The following is an 18,195-nucleotide window of genomic DNA, read 5'->3' on the forward strand; positions in this document are numbered from 1 at the left end:
GGGCAAGGCAATTCGGCTCTCTGGCCTGGTCATCTTCCTGGCTGCGTTATTGGCGCCGGTCGGCCTCCAGGCGCAACAGATGCGCCCGCATTCCATGCTGGTGCTGGACCAATCCGATCGACGTGGCCCCTTCTACTACCAGGTGTTCGTTGGCTTGAGGGATGCGGTGAGCGCTCACGGTCACGCGCCGACCACCGTCTACACGGAGAGCCTCGACCTCAATCGCTTCGGTGGCGAAGCCTATCAGGAGGATTTCCGGCGGTTTCTCGAGGCGAAATATCGCGATCGGCCGATCGGCGTCGTGGTCACCATTGGAGCGGCTGCGCTTGAACTGGCGCTCCGCTGGCGTCCGCAGCTTTGGGCCGATACGCCAATCGTGTTTGCGCTGGTCGAAGAGGCCGATTTCAAGCGATTGCGACCGCCGGCCTCCGTGACCGGCGGCATCGTGGCATCGAAGCTCCAGGATGCCGTCACGGCCGCTCGCGCCGTGGTGCCGGAGCTCAAGACAGTCGTGCTCGTTGGCGCAGACTGGGAGCGGCAGGTTCTGTTTCGCAATTGGAAAGACCAGGCAGCGGCCGGCATTCCGGGCCTCGACATCGTCGAGATCATCGGACGTCCGATGCCGGAGATCGTTGAGCGGGTCGCAGCGCTTCCCGACCATAGCGCGATCATCTACACCGGCCTCTACAGCGACGGCAAAGGCAACTACTATCCGCCCTCGGATGCCCTCGCATTTGTCGCAGCGAAGGCAAATCGTCCCATCGTGGTTACGGCGGAGACGTTCCTCGAACCGGGCGGCATCGGCGGATTTGTCATCGTCCCATCCCTGGTCGGTGCCGAAGCAGCAGGCAGGGCGCTGCGGATTCTGGATGGCGAGGCACCGGAAAGCCTGCCACCGTCGGTGATCGATGCGGTGAAGCCGATCTTCAACTGGCGGCAGATGCAGCGTTGGAACGTCAGCCAAGCCAGTCTGCCAAAAGGTAGCGAAATTCGCTTCCGTGAGCCGTCCTTCCTGGAAAAATATCGCTGGCGGGCCGTTGCGCTGGTCATGGCGCTGCTGGTCCAAACCGCGCTGATTGCGTTTTTGCTCCACGAGCGTCACATGCGGCGCAGTGCCGAGGTCGAAGCCCGCAGTCGCCTGTCCGAGCTCGCCCATATCAATCGCCAGGCGACTGCCGGAGAGCTCTCGTCCTCGATCGCCCATGAGCTCAACCAGCCGCTGGGCTCGATCCTGACCAATGCCGAGAGCGCGGAGCTGATCCTCGCGTCGCCGACGCCCGACCTTCAGGAGGTGCGGGAAATCATTTCGGACATCAAGCGCGATGATCTGCGTGCAAGCGAGGTGATTCGCAGGATGCGCAGCCTGCTCAAGCGTGCGCCGTTTGAGAAGAAGGAGATCGACCTCAACCAGACCATGCGGGAAGCATTCGATTTCCTCAAGCTGCAGGCCTCGGCGCGCAACGTCGCGATCTACCTGCAGACCTCGCCGCAGACCCTGCGGGTGAAGGGCGATCCGGTGCAGTTGCAGCAGGTCATTCTCAACCTCGTGGTCAATAGCATGGACGCGATGGCCAAAATGCCCTACGGGCGCACCATCATCGGTCGTACGGAGGTCAATGGGGACGCGTCGGCGGTGATTTCCATCAGCGATTCCGGTCCGGGTATTCCGCAGGACAGGCTGAACGACATCTTCGATCCGTTCTTCACCACAAAGGAGCAGGGCATGGGCATCGGCCTGTCCATCGCACGGACGATCGTTCTGGCGCATAGCGGCCAGCTCTGGGCCGAGAATCAGTCCGGAGGAGGGGCGGTATTCCACCTTTCGCTGCCGCTGGCGGCGTAGCGCGTTTGGGTCTTGTTTGCCGCGGTGCAAGGTTCGATTTACGACGAACGCAGCATTTTCAGATCGCCGCTGATGGACATTCTACAGGTAGCGGCGATCATCCGGCGATGGAGCAGCAATGCACGCTTACGTGCACATAGTCGACGACGACGCCTCGTTTCGCGCAGCGCTCGAGCGCCGGCTCAAGCTCGCAGGCTATCGCGTCGTCACCTACGCATCGGCCCGGGAATTGCTCGACCAATTGCCTGACGACGAAGGGGCCGGCTGTATCCTGCTGGACGTCCGCATTCCCGGAATGAGTGGTCCGGAGCTGCAGCGTCGCCTCAACGAGCTGGGGTCGACGCTCCCGATCGTATTCCTGACCGGACATGCCGACACGGCGACCACCGTCCAGGCGATCAAGGCAGGTGCCGAAGATTTTTTGACCAAGCCGATCGCGTCGGAACAGCTGATCGAGGCGATCAATCGCGCCCTTGCGCGGCACGAACTGGCCCGCGGCCGGCGAACCAGGCTCGATTCGCTGCGCGCGCTGCTGGCGAAGTTGACCCCGCGCGAGCGGCAGGTGTTCGATCTGATTGTGTGCGGCCGGATCAACAAGCAGATTGCTCACGAGCTTGGCACGACCGAACGCACGATCAAGGCGCATCGTCACCAGGTCATGGAGAAGATGCAGGTGCAGTCGCTTGCCGAGCTGGTTTCGATCGCCGAGCAGCTCGGCACGCGCGCATCCGGTGGCGAGGTCAAGGCTTGATCGGCCGGGGAGCTCTGCCCCTCCTGTCCCATGGTACAATATGAAAGCTCTGTGACGCGGCGTATCTCCGATCTTGGCCGCGAGAATATTGCGCGCCGGTAGCCGCTTGACGTGCCCTTTATCCATACGCGGGCGAAGGTCATTCAGCGATAGGTAGAGGCTTCAGGATTTGCCGACCGCGAAACTCGTTTTCGTCGTGGATGATAATCCCTCCATGCTCCGTGGAATCGGACGGCTTCTGCGGCAGTTTGGATTTGCATCCAGGTTATTCGAGACCGGAAGCGCGCTACTGAGACATGGCAGCTTTGACAGCGCGGTCTGTCTGATATTGGACATCAATCTCAGCGATGGGTCCGGGATCGAACTGCGGCACCGCCTGGCGGATCAGGGCATCGAAATCCCGGTCATCTACATCACCGGAAATGACAACCCGGCGACGCGGATGGCGGCAACGGCATCGGGGTGCGTGGCCTATCTGACCAAGCCATTCACCGCCAATTCGCTGATCCAACCGATTGAACGGCTGTTGGCCGGCGTGGTCTAGCAGCTGCCGGTCTCAATCATTCATCGATCACTTGATCGAGTGTCAGCGCGGGTGCCCCCTTGCGCACGCTTGCAAAGCGGTCGAGCGGGACCGATGTCGTCATCGTCAGAATGCTGGTGTCGACGACCTCGATCGAGAGCGCCTTTCCGCCATCCATGTCCTCGAGAAGCTTGGGTTCGGCGACATCCGCCGCGATGCACATGTTGGTCACGCACCAGGTATAGGGCAGGCGATAGGCTTGCTTCTGGTCTACCGATAGTTTGACGCCGGCCTGCAGATACATCCCGACCGGCAGGAATAGCTGGACGCGGTCGCTGCCGTCCTCTCGCTCGATCAGATCGACGCGAACGGCCGTCTGCCCGGTTGGGAAGGTGCCGGTGACCGTCGTTCGGCATAATGTCTTGGCACCGGCAGCGTTGAAGCAGAGCTTCCGCCACTCGCCATACTTGATATCTCGCACCGGCGGGCGTGTCCCCCGTGGGGCCACCTCGCCACCGTCCTTCGTTGCAGCCGGTGGTGAGGGCGCCTGCTGACCGTGGGCAGCACCGATGCCGGCCGCAAACAGCGCTAACTTCGCCAAGGCACCATATCGGACCATGGATGCTCCTCCAGCGGGAACGGCCGCCTAGCGGACCTTGTCGAGAAATCGTTCGACCAATGGCGACCATGTGGGAATCGAATCGGGAGAGCCGATCAGGAAATGCCCTTCGTCGCCGAACGGCGGCAAAAGATGGTACTCGGCACGACCGCCGGCGCGCGTGAAGGCCTCGTGCATACGCTTCGACAGGGCCGGGCCGAAGAATGTGTCGTTCTCAATATAGAACCACAGCATCGGCACCCGCGACGTATGGCCAAACATGCCGGTGGCCTCGACCAGTCTGTCGGGGCCGCAATTGTTGTTGGGTTTGCCGTCGACACGGCCGCCGCGGCCTGCCGCGAAGGTGATGATGGCCTTGACCTGCGGCGGGTTGAGGCTCGATAACGCGATCGCAGCCCAGCCGCCGGCCGACTGTCCGACGACGATGACGTCCTTCGGCAAGGTGCGCTTTTCGGCAGCCATGTAATCGATGATCCAGAGATCGACCTGCGCGACGGCGAGGGCCGCATCCAGGAAATTCGGATTGGTGCATTTGCCGATCTTGGAGAAGAACGGGCCATAGAGACCGCGTTCGGGAATATCGATGGCCGCCGCGCCATAGCCGGTCCCGACCGGTGCCACCACGAGGTAGCCGCGCCGCGCGAACCACATTGCGGCATCGCGGAATTCGACCAGCGGGAAGAAGCTGCGGTCCCTGGCGTTCAATGACACGCCGTGGTTCATGATGACCAGTGGGAAAGGGCCATCGCCGAGCGGACGGACCAGATAAGCGAACATTGGCAGCGGGGTCGGCAACGCCCAGATCTCCTCCTGGATGCGCTGGGATGTGGCTTGGTCCTCCGCGCGCGCCGGAGCGATCAGGCCAAGCAACAGCAGCGCTGCGGTTGCGAGGGTCCGTAAGCGGTGCTGACGCATGCCGTGCGCTCCGGCGGTCATCTGGCAAATCTGCAGGTCACGACGATCGAGCCGCGCAAGATCAGAAGCACATTTGAGCACTGCGAGGCTTGATCTGAATCAACGCGCATCGGGCCCGCCGGCGCAACCACATGCGACCATTGTGCGTCATACGGCGGGCTTGATGTCGATCCAGGCAGAGACGAGTTGGATGCGCTGGTTTCCGCCGGCGAACTGGCTCGCCGACTACCGCGCATCCTGGCTCGGGGCGGACGCAATCGCCGGTGTCACGCTGGGCGGCCTACGCGATCCCGGTGTCGCTGGCCTATGCCGGGCTCGCGGGTCTGCCACCGCAGATCGGCGTCTATGGCTATCTGCTCGGCGGCGTGGGCTACGCGCTGCTGGGCTCGTCCCGGCAGCTCGCGGTCGGACCCACGTCGGCGATCTCGCTGATGATCGCCGGCGCTGTCGGCATATTGGCCGGCGGCGACGCCGCGCGTTACGGGCAGATTGCCAGTCTCGTGGCCTTCAGCGTCGCAGTGCTCTGCCTGATTGCCTGGCTGTTCAAGCTCAGTCTGCTGGTGCGGTTGATCAGCGACAGTATTCTGGTGGGCTTCAAGGCCGGAGCGGGGCTCACCATCATCATGAGCCAACTGCCCAGCCTGTTCGGCGTCGCCGGAGGCGGCCACAACTTCTTCGACCGCGTGATCAAGCTTGCCGGCCAGCTCGGCGATACCAGGCCGCTGGTGCTCGGCTTCGGTGTGGCTGCGACGGTGCTGCTCCTGCTCGGCGAGAAGAGGCTGCCGGGAAAGCCCATCGGGTTAGCGGTGGTCGCGCTCTCGATCCTGATGGTCTCCGCGCTCGGGCTCGCGCAAATGGGACTGCCGGTGACCGGGCCGATCCCGACCGGGTTGCCGACGATGTCGCTCCCGACATTTGGTCTGCTCGAATTTGACGATCTCTTTCCGATCGCTGCCGGATGCCTCGTGCTGGCCTATGTGGAAGGGGTGTCTGCCGCGCGAAGCTTTGCGGCAAAGCACGGCTACCCGCTGGATGTCAGGCAGGAGTTTCTGGGACTCGGTGCGGCCAATCTCGCCGCGGCCTTCGGGCATGGCTATCCCGTTGCCGGCGGGTTGTCGCAGTCGGCCGTGAATGACGCCGCCGGCGCACGCACGCCGCTGGCGCTGGTGTTCTGTTCGGCAACCCTCGCGCTCTGCCTGCTGTTCTTCACGGGCCTCTTGACCAATCTGCCGAAGACCGTGCTCGCCGCGATCGTTTTCTCAGCGGTCTACAAACTGGTCGATATTGCGGCGCTCGCCAGGATGTGGCGGATCAGCCGGATCGATTTCTATGCCGCTATCATCGCGCTGGTGTCCGTGCTGTTCCTCGGGATATTGCAGGGCGTGCTGCTGGCCGCCGTCGCCTCGATCTTCCTGCTGCTGTTGCGGGCGTCGCAGCCCAATATCGCGTTTCTGGGCCGTCAAGCCGGCAGTGGGCGCTATTCTGACCGGGCGCGACACGATGACGTCGAGCCCCTGACCGGGATCATCGCGTTCCGCCCGGAGACCTCGCTCCTTTATGTCAATGCCGAGACGATCTTGGAAACGGTGCTGGCGGCGCTTCGGACGTCGCCCGACGTCAAGCTGGTGGCTTGTGACCTGTCGGCCTCGCCGTTCATCGACCTTGCGGGCTCGCGCATGCTGCACGACCTTCATCAGGAGCTCGCATCGCGCCAGATCACATTCTGCATCGTGGGCGCGCACGCGCAGTTGCGGGATCTGCTTCGGGCGGACGGTCTTGCCGACAAGACCGACAGCGGCGACTGGACGCGTACGCTCGACAGCGTATTGAGCAACAGAAAGCCGCAGGCAAGCATCTAGCGTGCGCGGCGGTGCGGACCGCTGCGACACTCCAGCCCTTGTTGCGTCGCAAGACGTAGTGATCACGCGCGCTTGGGGGTCTGTCTCAATCCAGCTTGCAGCTTGACTTGGATCAAAGGGCGCGATGGGCCCGGTTTGTACGATTGGACAGAACCAGCGCTGAGATCACGAGATCGGGAGACACTCATGGCCAACGAGGCGAAGCCGGCACAGCAGCGCATCGACCAGTTCTTCTCCGGGCCCGGCGGACGGGCCGACAATTGGCGCGATCTGGTTGAGGCGGCAAAGACGTGGAGCAGGGGCGGCGACCGTGCGGCGTATGACGCGGCTCTGTCGGCGCTTGCGGTGACGGAGGAGTTTCACGGTTATCCGGGCCTTCGTTTGATGGCGGCGCTGAAGGAGGCCGCGGCGGCGGGCGACGCCGCCACCTCGCATATGCTTGCGACGCGGATCGCCCAGGCACTTCAGACAAAATCCTTCCGCCAGCATGCAGGTGACTGGAGCACGCAGGACGAGGGCAATGGCGACGTTCCCGATCTGCTTCCGCCAACTCTGGGGCAATCGGCGGCGCGCCGTCCTTACTTCGAGACCCTGATCGTGACCGGGGTGCCGGCCAGCAACTGGCCGGGGCTCCTGGCGGAATGGCGCAAGCTGCGGCGCCCGGTCGACGCCTTCATCTATGAGCCCGTGGTCGTGGGCAACCTCGAGGACGCCTTCTGTGCGGCCATGCTGAACCCCAATATTGCGGCGGTGGTGATCAATGAAGGCTTCGGGCTGCGCTCGCGCCACGATGCGCCGGTGCTTCGCGCCATGACCGGCGCCATGGGGCTGAACGAGGAGTCCGACGCGTCCGCGCTCCGGTTGGCCCATATCCTGAAGCGCGTCCGCCCCGAGCTTGACCTCTACCTCATGTCCAATCGCGACGTCGAGGAGTTGGCCGGCAATCCCGAAGCCGATGTGGTGCGCCGGGTGTTCTACTCGGTCGAGGATATCCTCGAATTGCACCTTTCAATTCTGGAGGGCGTGCAGGATCGCTTCGACACGCCGTTCTTCGACAATCTGAAGAAATATGCGCAGCGGCCGATCGGCACCTTCCACGCGCTGCCGATCGCGCGCGGCAAGTCCGTGTTCAAGTCGGACTGGATCCGCGACATGGGCGAATTCTACGGGCTGAACCTGTTCCTTGCCGAGAGCAGCGCGACCACCGGCGGCCTCGACAGCATGCTGGAGCCGACCGGCAACATCAAGAAAGCGCAGGAGAAGGCCGCGCGCGCGCTCGGCGCCGACCGCGTCTACTTCGTGACCAACGGCACCTCGACATCCAACAAGATGGCGGTGCAGGCGCTGCTGGGTCCAGGCGACATCGCAATCGTCGACCGCAATTGCCACAAGTCGCACCACTACGGCATGGTTCTGGCGGGCGCGCAGCCGCTCTACGTCGAGGCATTCCCGATGACGGAATACTCGATGTATGGCGCGGTGCCGTTGCAGACGATCAAGCAGGCACTTCTGAACGCGAAGGCGGATGGCCGGCTCGACCGGGTCAAGCTGATCGACCTGACCAATTGCACCTTCGACGGCCACATCTACAACACGCGGCGGGTGATGGAGGAATGCCTCGCGATCAAGCCTGACCTGATCTTCCTCTGGGACGAGGCCTGGTTCGGCTTCGCGCGGTTTTCGCCGTTCCTGAGGCGGCGAACCGCGATGGGCGCGGCGAATGAGATCGAAGCCTGGATGCGTGATCCCAAGTCGGTCGCCGCCTATGAGAAGCAGCAGGCCGAGCTCGGCAAGAATCCGTCCGACGAGGTTCTGCTCAAGACCAGGCTGATCCCCGATCCGCGCCAGATCCGACTGCGCGTCTACCAGACCAACTCGACGCACAAGTCGATGTCGGCGATCCGCCAGGGCTCGATGCTGGCGGTCAAGGACATCGAATTCCACACCGTCGAAGCGCAGTTCAAGGAGGCCGTATTCACGCACGCCTCGACCAGCCCGAACCAGCAGTTGATCGCCAGCCTCGACGTCTCGCGCCGGCAGATGGAGCTCGAGGGTTACGGTTTGGTGGCCAATGCCATGGAGATCGCGTTCGCCATCCGCAACGCGGTCAACACCAATCCGTTGATTTCGAGATATTTCCGCGTTCTCGGTGCGGATGCCATGGTGCCGAAGCAATACCGCCAGAGCGGATTCACCGACTATCTGGCGGCCGGGACCAACTGGGCGAGCGCCCTGAAGAGCCTGAACGACGACGAGTTCTGCCTCGATCCGACCCGCATGACGCTGGTCTGCGGCACCGCCGGGTACGACGGAACGTCGTTCAAGGGGCTGCTCGCCAGCCGCTACAACATCCAGGTCAACAAGACTTCGCGCAACTCGGTCCTGATCCAGTCCAACATCAACAACACCCGGAGCGATGTCGCGCATCTCGTCCGGGTGCTGGCCGAAATCTCCGGCGAAATCGATCGCGGCCTGACCAAGGGCGGCGCGAACGCCAGGGTCGACTTCGACATGCGGGTCAACAGCCTGATGAAGGATGTCCCCGATCTGCCGAACTTCTCGCATTTCCACGACGCCTATCGCGGCGATGCCGGCGCGAAGACGAATGAGGGCGACATCCGCGGCGGGTTCTATTCGGCCTATGACGCGGCAGGATGCGAATATATTCGCCTGCACGATCCCGAGATCGACAGGCGCCTGAAGAACGGGCCCGCTCTCGTCTCCGCCAACTTCGTGATTCCCTATCCGCCGGGCTTCCCGATCATGGTCCCTGGCCAGGTCATCACGCAGGAGACCATCGATTTCATGCGCAAGCTGGATGTCAAGGAGATCCATGGCTACGACGCGGCCGAGGGCCTGAAGCTCGTGACGACCGAGGCATTGGCCAGGATGGGCAAGCCGCGAGCGGCCGCGCCGAAGTTCAAGGCTGCATCATAGACGAAGGAGAGTCCGCAAGGCGTCTTCGCATTCTTGCGGCGATGAGTCTTGCGCAACAAGGCGTAACGCAACCGGTTCCTGGAGGGACATGATGAGGAAAGTGAGTTTGATCGGAGTTCTTGTTTCGCTGGCGGTTGGATTGGCCGGCTTCAGCACGCCGTCGCTGGCTGAGACCGGCTCGGTCGCCGTCATCTTCACCAAGGGTGGATTCATCGTTGGTGTCGGAGGCGGCGAGGGCGTATTGACCCTGCGCGGCAAGCACTATCCGTTCACGGTGTCGGGCATGAGCGTCGGCTTCACGATCGGCGCTTCGACCACCAAGCTTGTCGGGCGCGCCCTCAATCTCAGAGGGCCAGCCTCGATCGAAGGCTCCTACAGCGCTGCAGGCGCCGGTGGGGCGATCGCCGCGGGCGCCGGCGGCGTGCAACTGCAGAACGCCAATGGCGTGATCCTGCAGCTCAGCGGCCCAAAGGTGGGCGCCGAAGTCTCGGCCGCCGTGGGCGGGGTTTCCATCCGTTTGAAGTAGGTCTAAGGGAGGCCGGCCGCGCGCCCTGCGCGGCCTGTCCTCTCAGTAGCGTTCCTCGACAAATTTCATTCCGCGCAGCCCGGCCTGATCATTGTAGCGACCCTTGTTGGAGCGCTTGGGGAGCTTGACCGTGTCGCGCTTGACTCGTCCGTGAGGAATCGTCTTCAGCAGGAACGCGATGCAGTTCAGCCGCGCCCGCCGCTTGTCGTCGGAACGGATGACGTTCCAGGGCGCGTGCTTCGAGCTCGTCGCCTTGAACATCAGGTCGCGCGCGCGGGAGTAATCATACCAGCGGCGGTAGGATTCCGTGTCCATCGGGCTCAGCTTCCACTGCCGCAGCGGATCGTCGATCCGCGCCCTGAAGCGGCGCTCCTGCTCGTCCATCCCGACCTCGAGCCACAGCTTGATCAGGATGATGCCGCCCTCGATGATGTATTGCTCCATCTGCGGGCAGAGCGAGAGGAACCGCTTGTGCTCCGCCGGCGAGCAGAACCCCATCACATATTCGACGCCTGCGCGATTGTACCAGCTGCGATCGAAGATCACGATCTCGCCGGCCGCCGGAAACTGCTGCATGTAGCGCTGGATAAAAAGTTGAGACTTTTCACGATCCGAGGGCGCGGGCAGGGCGACCACGCGAAACACGCGCGGGCTGACCTTCTCGGTCAAGGCCTTGATCGTTCCGCCCTTGCCGGCCGCATCGCGTCCCTCGAACAGGATGATGACCCTGAGATTGTTCGCTTTCACCCATTCCTGGAGATGGCAGAGCTGGATCTGCAGCTTGTTCAGCTCTTCCTCATAGTCCTTGCGCTTCATCTTCCCAGCGGGCTTGTCTTTCGCCATGGATATCCGTCCATCGTTTCAACTAGTCGCCCCAGGCAATGACGATTCCGATATCGCCGGGCATGCCGCCGGGGTAATCGACGATCTGATAGCGGATGCGGTAGCCGCGCGGCTGCAGGTAGTCAGCCCAAAGCTGGTATATTTCCTTAGGGATACCCGTCAGCGTCTTCTCCCAGCCGGACTCCATCTGATTGATGGCTCGCCCCTTGTCGGTGCACAGCGTATTGGGAAAGCGATAGACTTGCACTTCGCTCAACCCGTTGCGCACCGCCCGCTGAATCACCGTCGACGCCAGCTTGACCTTCTCGTCCTCGCTGAGCCCGGAGGGCTTGCTCAGCCGCTCGATCAACGCGCGCTTCTCGGCTTCGATGGCAGCCGCACGCTTGGCGTGCTCCTCGGCTTTCTCCGCTTCCTTGAGCGCCGCCTGCTTCTGGATTTCGTGTGCCTTGGGGATCAGATCATCGATCTTGTCTCGCATGGCTGGGGACTCCTAAGCCCGATCTTCCACCTTGCCCCCGGAACGGTAGGGATGAGCCGACCGGCTTCCTTGATCCAGATCAAGCAAGCGCGATAGGATCGTCAGCAGTGTCAATCAAGATTCGCTTGCGGTGTTATTGCGACCGGGAGACTTGGCTTGAGCGAACAGATGCATCCGGCGGCCCCCCACCATCTGCCGTTTTTCATTCCCGGCGCCGACGGGTCGGACACCCTGATGGTGGTGATGGGCATTTTCCTTGTCGCCACCGTCTTATGGGTCGGCACTCTGTACTGGAAGCTGCACAGCCTGCCGGAGCGCATGGCGCACAAGAGCCAGAAACTTCAGTTTGAGATCGTCGCCGTCCTCGGCCTGATATCGCTTTTCACCCACATGCATATCTTCTGGGTCGCCGGCCTATTGCTGGCACTCATCGACCTGCCGGATTTCGGCACGCCGATGCGCAGCATCGCCGATTCCGTCGAGCGCATAGCAGACGCCACTCCGGGCGCTGCCGAACCGGAAGCCGAATCCGTACCTAACGGCAGTCCCGACGTCCGGGCGCCCGCGAAGCAAGAGGTGCACAACCATGCTTGAGCTGATGATCTGCTCGCTGGTGACGATCCTGCCGGATTACCTCTACCGCCGCTATCGGCAAGGCAAGCGGTTCGGAAAGGAGATCACGTTCTTCTCTGTCTGGTATGAACTGAGATGGGGGATCACCGGCTGCCTGATGCTCACGATCTCGCTGATCACGATGATCTTCTACTTTCACCCTTCGACAACCTCGGCGGCGATCTACTTCAGGACAGTGCCGATCCTGCCCGAAGGCTCCGGACGTGTCGTCGAGGTCAATGTCGACTTCACCGCGCCGGTGAAGAAAGGCGACGTTCTGTTCCGGCTCGACAGTTCGAAGCAGGAGGCCGCGCTCGAGACCGCCAAGCGAAAGATCGCCGAGGTCGATGCGTCGTTGATCGCGGCGCAGGCCGACGTCGTCAAGGCGGACGCTCAGATCGGGGAGGCGAAAGCCTCCTTGCAGCAGGCCAAGGACGAGCTGGAGGTGAAGAGCGAGTTGCAGCGCCGCAATCCCGGCATTGTGCCGCAACGTGACATCGAGAAGCTGCAGGTGCTGGTTGATCAGCGGCAGTCCGGCGTCGATGCCGCCAGCGCCGCCAAGGAATCGGCGGCGTTGCGGGTCTCCACGCTGTTGCCGGCCGAGAAGGCGAGCGCCGAGGCCGCGCGAGCGCAGGCGCAGGTGGATCTCGACAAGACTTTCGTCCGTGCCGGCGTCAATGGCCGCGTCGAGCAATTCCTCGTTCGCCCCGGGGACCTCGTCGCCCAGATCATGCGGCCGGCCGGAATCCTGATACCGGAGGAAGCGGGCCGCAACAGGTTGCAGGCGGGATTCGGGCAGATCGAGGCCCAGGTGATGAAGCCCGGCATGGTCGCGGAGGCCACCTGTATGTCGAAACCCTGGGTGATCATTCCGCTGGTCGTCACCAGCGTGCAGGATTTCATCGCCGCCGGCCAGTTTCGGGCCAGCGAGCTGTTGATCGACCCGCAGAGCCTGCAAAAGCCAGGTTCGATCCTCGTGTTCCTGGAGCCGCTTTACAAGGGCGGCCTTGACGGCGTGACACCAGGCAGCACTTGCATCGTCAATGCCTACACCAGCAATCATGACGTGATTGACGATCCGAAAACCGGCACGTTGAAAGGCCTTGCCCTGCACGCCGTCGACGCGACAGCACTCGTTCATGCCTTGCTGCTTCGGATTCAAGCCCTGCTGCTGCCGATCCAGACGCTGGTGTTAAGCGGTCACTGACGGGCGCGAACAGGGAGACAGCATATGAAACCGGACTGTAAGTTTCGCGCAATCGTGGCGACGGGCATGATCTTCGGATTTCCGGGTTGCGCGCACGCTTTCGATCTCACGGGTGCCTGGGCCACGAGCGCCGAGCAATGCCGAAAGGTGTTCGCCCACAAGGGCAGGGCGAACCAGCTGACCTTCACGAACTTCTCAGGCGTCTATGGCGGCGGATTCATCGCCGAGCCCGATCGCCTCCGGAGCAAGTTCGAGAACTGCAAGATCAAATCGCGCAAGGACGACGGCCAGACCATCAACATCGTCGTCGGCTGCGCGTCCGGTATCATGGTATCGAATGTGCAGTTCTTCCTTAAGGCCGTCGACGACGATACGATTACGCGCCAGTTCCCGGGCATCGAGGGGATGGAGGTCAACTATCATCGTTGCAAGATCTAGTGGCGTCCGCTCCCCGTGCCGGCTCAGCGCCGCCGGACCGTTGTCGGCTGACGCCGGACCGATTGGGTAGCGCGCCGTGGATCCCAGCAGGTTGCCGAGGTCATTGCGCATCGCCCTGGTGGCCGGCCTCGTCCTTTTGGTTGGCGGCGCAGGCTTGCTGGCCTATCGCTGGTACGAGCAGCCGACGACCTTGACGATCGCAGTCGGGTCGCTGGACGGCGAGGCCGGCAGGCTGGTCTCGGCGATCGCAGGAAAGTTCGCCCAGTCGAAGGCGCCAGTCCGGCTCAGCCTGGTCCAGACGCCGGGACCGCTTGAGTCCGCCAAGGCATTCGCGTCCGGAAAGGTGGACCTTGCGGTCGTCCGTGGAGACGTCGGCGATCTCTCGCAGGCCCAGGCCGTTATCGTGTTGGCCCACGCCACCGTCCTGTTGGTCGCGCCGCCCGGCGCTGCGATATCTGACGTGGCGGAGCTGAAACGCGCCGCGATCGGTGTGATCGGCGCAGAAGCCAATCAGAAGCTGATCAAGGTGCTGACCGACGAATACGATCTGACGCGCGCGGGCGTGACGTTCAAGCCGCTCGCCCCCGCGGACGCGCGCCGGGCGCTCGATGCCAAGGAAGTGCGGGCGATCCTGCTCGTCATACCTTTGACCGAAAAGTATCTTTCGCTGCTGCGCAATGTCTTCTCGCGCACCACGCGAGCCGGCCCGGTGATGATCGCCATCGAGTCCGCCGGAGCCATCGCCGAAAAAGAGCGCGCCTATGAAAGCTTCGACGTACCGAAGGGGACCTTGCGCGGCTCGCCGCCTGTTCCTGCCGACGACCTGACGACGCTGCAGACGTCGTTCTATCTGGTGGCACAGAAGAAGCTCGGGAATGACCTGATCGGCGACCTGACGCAGTCGATCATGAATGCGCGTCGGGATCTGCTTGCCGAGCTGCCGGCGCTCTCCCAGATCGCGACGCCCGATACCGACGCAGGCGCCTACATCCCGGTGCATCCGGGGGCGGCGGCGGTCTATGAGGGGACCAGGGAGAGTTTTCTCGACCAGTGGGGCAATGCGATCTTCCTGGCGCCGATGATCGCCGGTGGACTTGCGTCCGTGCTTGCGGCAGCGTGGAAATTCCTCCGACCGGTCGAGACACCGAGCCGCGAGGAGGCGCTCGACACGCTTTACGCGCTGGGGCCTCGGGTCCGGGCGGCCGGGCGTGAGTCGGAGCTGGCAGAGATCGAGCGCGAAATCGACCAGCTGCTGCGAACGCAGCGCGACCAGCCGGTCGCGGACGACAAGGCCGAGCGCGCCGTCACGGCGGTGAACGTTGCGGCCCATCGGCTCGAGAACCTGATTCACGATCGCCGCATCCACCTTGCGTCGCGACAGCCGGGTCAAGTCGAAAGCTGAACCGAAAGTCGAACGGAAGGGCAGTTTCCTTGATCTTGATCAAGGAGGGGCCGGGACCGTGGCCGATGCTGTTGACCGTTGGTGTCGATGGAGGTCGCGATGTTTCGTTGGGGCAAGACTCTGCTGGCGGTTTTGCTGGTGTCGGTGACGTCCGTTGCCGCATTCGCGCAGACCGCCGACAAGCCGCCGGCCCAGGCCGGCCAGCCGGCCGCGGCAACAACGCAGCCTGCCGATCAGCTCCTGAAGCCGGAACAGCTGGAAGCCCTGGTGGCGCCGGTCGCGCTTTACCCGGACTCGCTGCTCGCCAACGTGCTGGCGGCATCGACCTATCCGCTCGAGGTCGTGCAGGCCGATCGCTGGCTCAAGGAGCGCAAGAGCCTGAAAGGGGATGCGCTGAAGGCCGAGGTCGACAAGCAGGCCTGGGATGACAGCGTGAAGGCGCTCGCGAGCACCGCCGACGTGCTCGCGATGATGAGCGACAAGATCGATTGGACGAAGAATCTGGGCGATGCCGTGCTGGCGCAGCAGCCCGACGTCATGGATGCGATCCAGCGGCTGCGCAGCAAGGCGCAGGCCAACAACAAGCTGGTGACGACCAAGCAGCAGAAGGTCAGCGTCCAGACCCAGGAGAGCAAGCAGGTCATCGTCATCGAGCAGACCGATCCGAACACCGTCTACGTGCCCTATTACGATCCCGCGACGGTCTATGGCGCGTGGCCCTATGCAGACTATCCGCCGTACTATTTCGGCTATCCGTCCTATATCGGCGCCGGGGTGATCGCGGCAGGTCTTGCCTTCGGCGCCGGATGGGCGATCGGACGCTGGGGTAATTATTGGGGCGGCGGCTTCAACTGGGGCAATCGCAACGTCTATGTGAACAATTTCAACCGGGTCAACAATATCGGGAACAGCTGGCAGCATAATCCGGCGCATCGCCAGGGTGTCCGCTACAACAACAGCAACGTCCAGCAGCGCTTCGGCGGCAACGCCAATCGGGCCGGTGCCAGCGATCGGATGGATTTTCGCGGCCGCGATGGTCAGCAGGTTCTCAAGCCCGGCGGCGATCGCCCGGGCGCAGATCGCGCCGGTGACCGGGCAGGAGACCGCGGTGATCGCGCCGGAGATCGAGCGGGAGATCGGGCTGGAGACCGTGGAGGCGACCGCGGCGGAGACCGTGCGGGCGATCGCGGCAAAGGCGGTGACCGTGCCGGTGCCGCCGATCGCGCCAAGGGCGGCGACCGCGCCGGTGCCGGCAACAAGGCCAAGGGCGGCGGCGATCGCGCCAAGGCCGCCAACCGCGGCAATGCCGGTAACCGCGCAGCTGCGGCGAATCGTGGCGGTGGCAGTCGCGGTGGCGCCATGAACGTATCGTCCGGGCGGGCAGCTGCGGCGGCATCGGCGCGCGGGCGATCGAGCATGGCCAGCATGCCGCGCGGCGGCGGCGGCGCAAGTTTTGCCGGCCGTGGCGGGGGCGGCTTCCAGGGCGGCGGCGGAGGCGGCTTCCGCGGTGGTGGCGGAGGTGGCGGCTTCCGCGGCGGCGGCGGCGGTGGACGACGCTCCGACATCGCGCTCAAGCACGATATCGAACTGCTCGGACATCTCGCCAACGGCCTCGGCTACTATCGCTTCAGCTATCTCGGTAGCAGCAAAGCCTATGTCGGCGTGATGGCGCAGGAGGTCGAGCAGGTCATGCCGGCGGCGGTGACGCGTGGCGCCGACGGCTATCTCAGGGTCTATTACGACAAGCTCGGACTCAAGTTCCGCAGCTACAACGATTGGCTTGCCGCCGGCGCGAAGATTCCATCCCCGTCGGAGGCATCACGATGACAGGCCCCTCGTACTCGCGACTGGATCGTATTGCCTCCATCGGCGTGGCCGCGGCAATCGCACTCGCCCTGTTGCTGTCTCCTGCGCGCGCGCAGCAAGGCTTCCCCAATCCGGAAGACGCGGCGTCTGCCTTGGCAACCGCCGTCAAGGCCGGCACCAGCCGGGCGATGCTGAAGGTGCTGGGCCGCGATGCCGCCGATATCATCGAGTCGGGCGACGATGTCGCCGACGCCAATGCGCGAGAGAGCTTTCTTTCTGCCTACGACGCCAAGCATTCGATCAAGGCTGACGGCAACAAGAAGGCCACCTTGATTCTGGGGAGGGACGATTTCCCGTTCCCGATCCCGCTCGTCAACAACAATGACGGCTGGAGTTTCGACGCGGCCGCGGGGCGGCGCGAAATCCTCTACCGCAGGATCGGCCGCAATGAGCTGGCCGCGATCCAGACCTCTCTTGCCTATGTCGACGCGCAGAACGAATACGCAGAGAAGGATCGCGGCGAGGGTGTGGGCGCCTATGCCCAGCGCATCGTCAGCAGGCCGGGCAAGACGGACGGGTTGTTCTGGCGCGACGACAAGGATCCAAGCCCGCTCGGCGAACTGGCCGCCCAGGCCGCCGCGGAAGGCTACAAGGTCGGCGAGCAGAGCATGCCGTACCACGGCTACTACTATCGGATCCTGAAGGCACAGGGCTCCGACGCCCCGGGCGGCGCGCTGAACTATGTCGTGAAGGGCAAGATGATCGGTGGATTCGCGCTGGTCGCCTATCCCGCCGAGTACGGCAATTCCGGCGTCATGACCTTCCTGGTCAACCACGCAGGCACGGTCTATCAGAAGGATCTCGGTTCACGCACCGATTTCCTCGCCAAGCGCATGATCGCTTTCGATCCGGATCAGACCTGGAAGAAAGTGGATCCGACAAATCCCTGAGCGAGGAGGGGGCTGCAGTGACGCGATCCATGATCCGTTCCGTCATACTGGCGCTTGTCGCGATGGTCCTCTTGGTCGCGCCATGCTTCGCGCAGGCCGTCGGCCACGTCCAGGTCAAGTTCGTGAAGGCGGCGCTCGTCGTGGGCGGCGGCGGCGGCAGCGGCACGTTGACCTATCGCGGGCGGCACTATCGGTTCATCGCGTCCGGCTTCAGCCTCGGCGTGACCGCCGGTGCGTCGGTGACCTGGCTGGAGGGCACCGCCTCAGGCATCAGGGACGTCAACGATTTCGCCGGCAGCTACGCGCTGGTCGGAGCCGGTGGCGCATGGGCTGGTGGCGTAGGCGGGGTGAGCCTGCGAAATGAACACGGCGTGGTTCTGATGCTCAAGGGGCCGAAGGCAGGATTGGAATTCGCTGCCAATCTGGGCGGGCTTACGATCTCGCTGCGCTGAGCTCGGGCTCGATTCGCCCTGCCTCAGGTGGAAG

The 18,195-nt window shown here is 63.5% G+C and carries 16 protein-coding genes and 1 pseudogene; 13 read left to right on the forward strand and 4 right to left on the reverse strand.

Annotated features, from left to right (window positions below):
* The first annotated feature begins 94 nt into the window (after positions 1-94).
* The 3 genes from I6F38_RS05850 to I6F38_RS05860 all read left to right on the forward strand — a co-directional run bounded on the left by I6F38_RS05850 (position 95) and on the right by I6F38_RS05860 (position 3,138).
* The gene (locus I6F38_RS05850; protein ID WP_225159463.1) at positions 95-1,843 is read left to right on the forward strand and encodes an ABC transporter substrate binding protein; all 1,749 of its coding nucleotides are present in this window, start codon (positions 95-97) and stop codon (positions 1,841-1,843) included.
* Between the two features lie 118 nt (positions 1,844-1,961).
* Positions 1,962-2,594 carry a response regulator gene (locus tag I6F38_RS05855; RefSeq protein ID WP_168856818.1) on the forward strand — a complete coding sequence of 211 codons (633 nt, stop codon included), beginning with the start codon at positions 1,962-1,964 and terminating at the stop codon, positions 2,592-2,594.
* A gap of 196 nt (positions 2,595-2,790) precedes the next feature.
* The gene (locus I6F38_RS05860; protein WP_309145033.1) at positions 2,791-3,138 is read left to right on the forward strand and encodes a response regulator; all 348 of its coding nucleotides are present in this window, start codon (positions 2,791-2,793) and stop codon (positions 3,136-3,138) included.
* A gap of 16 nt (positions 3,139-3,154) precedes the next feature.
* Here the strand turns inward: I6F38_RS05860 and I6F38_RS05865 are convergent, their stop codons facing one another.
* Together I6F38_RS05865 and I6F38_RS05870 are read right to left on the reverse strand one after the other, a co-directional pair.
* Positions 3,155-3,736 (reverse strand): invasion associated locus B family protein, encoded by a 582-nt coding sequence (locus tag I6F38_RS05865; protein ID WP_225159415.1) that lies wholly within the window; start codon positions 3,734-3,736, stop codon positions 3,155-3,157.
* A gap of 27 nt (positions 3,737-3,763) precedes the next feature.
* Positions 3,764-4,651 (reverse strand): dienelactone hydrolase family protein, encoded by an 888-nt coding sequence (locus I6F38_RS05870; protein ID WP_225159416.1) that lies wholly within the window; start codon positions 4,649-4,651, stop codon positions 3,764-3,766.
* A gap of 163 nt (positions 4,652-4,814) precedes the next feature.
* Between I6F38_RS05870 and I6F38_RS05875 the strand changes: the two are divergent.
* From I6F38_RS05875 to I6F38_RS05885, 3 genes and pseudogenes are all read left to right on the forward strand, one after another.
* Positions 4,815-6,510: pseudogene (locus I6F38_RS05875) on the forward strand (SulP family inorganic anion transporter).
* A gap of 186 nt (positions 6,511-6,696) precedes the next feature.
* Positions 6,697-9,447: a decarboxylase gene (locus I6F38_RS05880; protein WP_225159417.1), complete on the forward strand. Its 2,751-nt coding sequence runs from the start codon at positions 6,697-6,699 to the stop codon at positions 9,445-9,447.
* A gap of 91 nt (positions 9,448-9,538) precedes the next feature.
* Complete coding sequence (locus I6F38_RS05885; protein WP_225159465.1) at positions 9,539-9,973, forward strand: hypothetical protein; 435 nt, start codon at positions 9,539-9,541, stop codon at positions 9,971-9,973.
* 42 nt (positions 9,974-10,015) lie between these two features.
* Here the strand turns inward: I6F38_RS05885 and ppk2 are convergent, their stop codons facing one another.
* Entirely contained in the window at positions 10,016-10,816 is an 801-nt protein-coding gene (ppk2, locus tag I6F38_RS05890) for a polyphosphate kinase 2 (protein WP_225159418.1), read from the reverse strand.
* A gap of 22 nt (positions 10,817-10,838) precedes the next feature.
* A complete protein-coding gene (locus I6F38_RS05895) occupies positions 10,839-11,294 on the reverse strand; it encodes a hypothetical protein (RefSeq protein ID WP_225159419.1) in 456 nt (151 codons plus the stop codon).
* 156 nt (positions 11,295-11,450) lie between these two features.
* On the opposite strand from I6F38_RS05895, the gene I6F38_RS05900 reads away from it, so the two are divergent.
* The 7 genes from I6F38_RS05900 (at position 11,451) to I6F38_RS05930 (ending at position 18,161) form a co-directional block, all read left to right on the forward strand.
* Positions 11,451-11,888 carry a hypothetical protein gene (locus I6F38_RS05900; RefSeq protein WP_225159420.1) on the forward strand — a complete coding sequence of 146 codons (438 nt, stop codon included), beginning with the start codon at positions 11,451-11,453 and terminating at the stop codon, positions 11,886-11,888.
* The gene (locus I6F38_RS05905) at positions 11,881-13,113 is read left to right on the forward strand and encodes a biotin/lipoyl-binding protein (RefSeq protein WP_225159421.1); all 1,233 of its coding nucleotides are present in this window, start codon (positions 11,881-11,883) and stop codon (positions 13,111-13,113) included. Before I6F38_RS05900 ends, I6F38_RS05905 begins: the two co-directional genes overlap by 8 nt.
* Positions 13,114-13,137: 24 nt before the next feature.
* Positions 13,138-13,551, forward strand: coding sequence for a hypothetical protein (locus I6F38_RS05910; protein WP_225159422.1), 414 nt, complete (start codon positions 13,138-13,140; stop codon positions 13,549-13,551).
* A gap of 91 nt (positions 13,552-13,642) precedes the next feature.
* Positions 13,643-14,953 (forward strand): TAXI family TRAP transporter solute-binding subunit, encoded by a 1,311-nt coding sequence (locus tag I6F38_RS05915; protein ID WP_225159423.1) that lies wholly within the window; start codon positions 13,643-13,645, stop codon positions 14,951-14,953.
* A gap of 99 nt (positions 14,954-15,052) precedes the next feature.
* Positions 15,053-16,780 carry a DUF3300 domain-containing protein gene (locus tag I6F38_RS05920; RefSeq protein WP_225159424.1) on the forward strand — a complete coding sequence of 576 codons (1,728 nt, stop codon included), beginning with the start codon at positions 15,053-15,055 and terminating at the stop codon, positions 16,778-16,780.
* The gene (locus I6F38_RS05925; RefSeq protein WP_225159425.1) at positions 16,777-17,709 is read left to right on the forward strand and encodes a DUF2950 domain-containing protein; all 933 of its coding nucleotides are present in this window, start codon (positions 16,777-16,779) and stop codon (positions 17,707-17,709) included. Before I6F38_RS05920 ends, I6F38_RS05925 begins: the two co-directional genes overlap by 4 nt.
* Positions 17,710-17,738: 29 nt before the next feature.
* Positions 17,739-18,161 (forward strand): hypothetical protein, encoded by a 423-nt coding sequence (locus tag I6F38_RS05930; RefSeq protein ID WP_225159426.1) that lies wholly within the window; start codon positions 17,739-17,741, stop codon positions 18,159-18,161.
* Positions 18,162-18,195 lie beyond the last annotated feature (34 nt).

It is taken from the genome of Bradyrhizobium sp. BRP56, from assembly GCF_020194035.1.
GTDB classification, from domain to species: Bacteria; Pseudomonadota; Alphaproteobacteria; order Rhizobiales; family Xanthobacteraceae; genus Bradyrhizobium; species Bradyrhizobium australafricanum.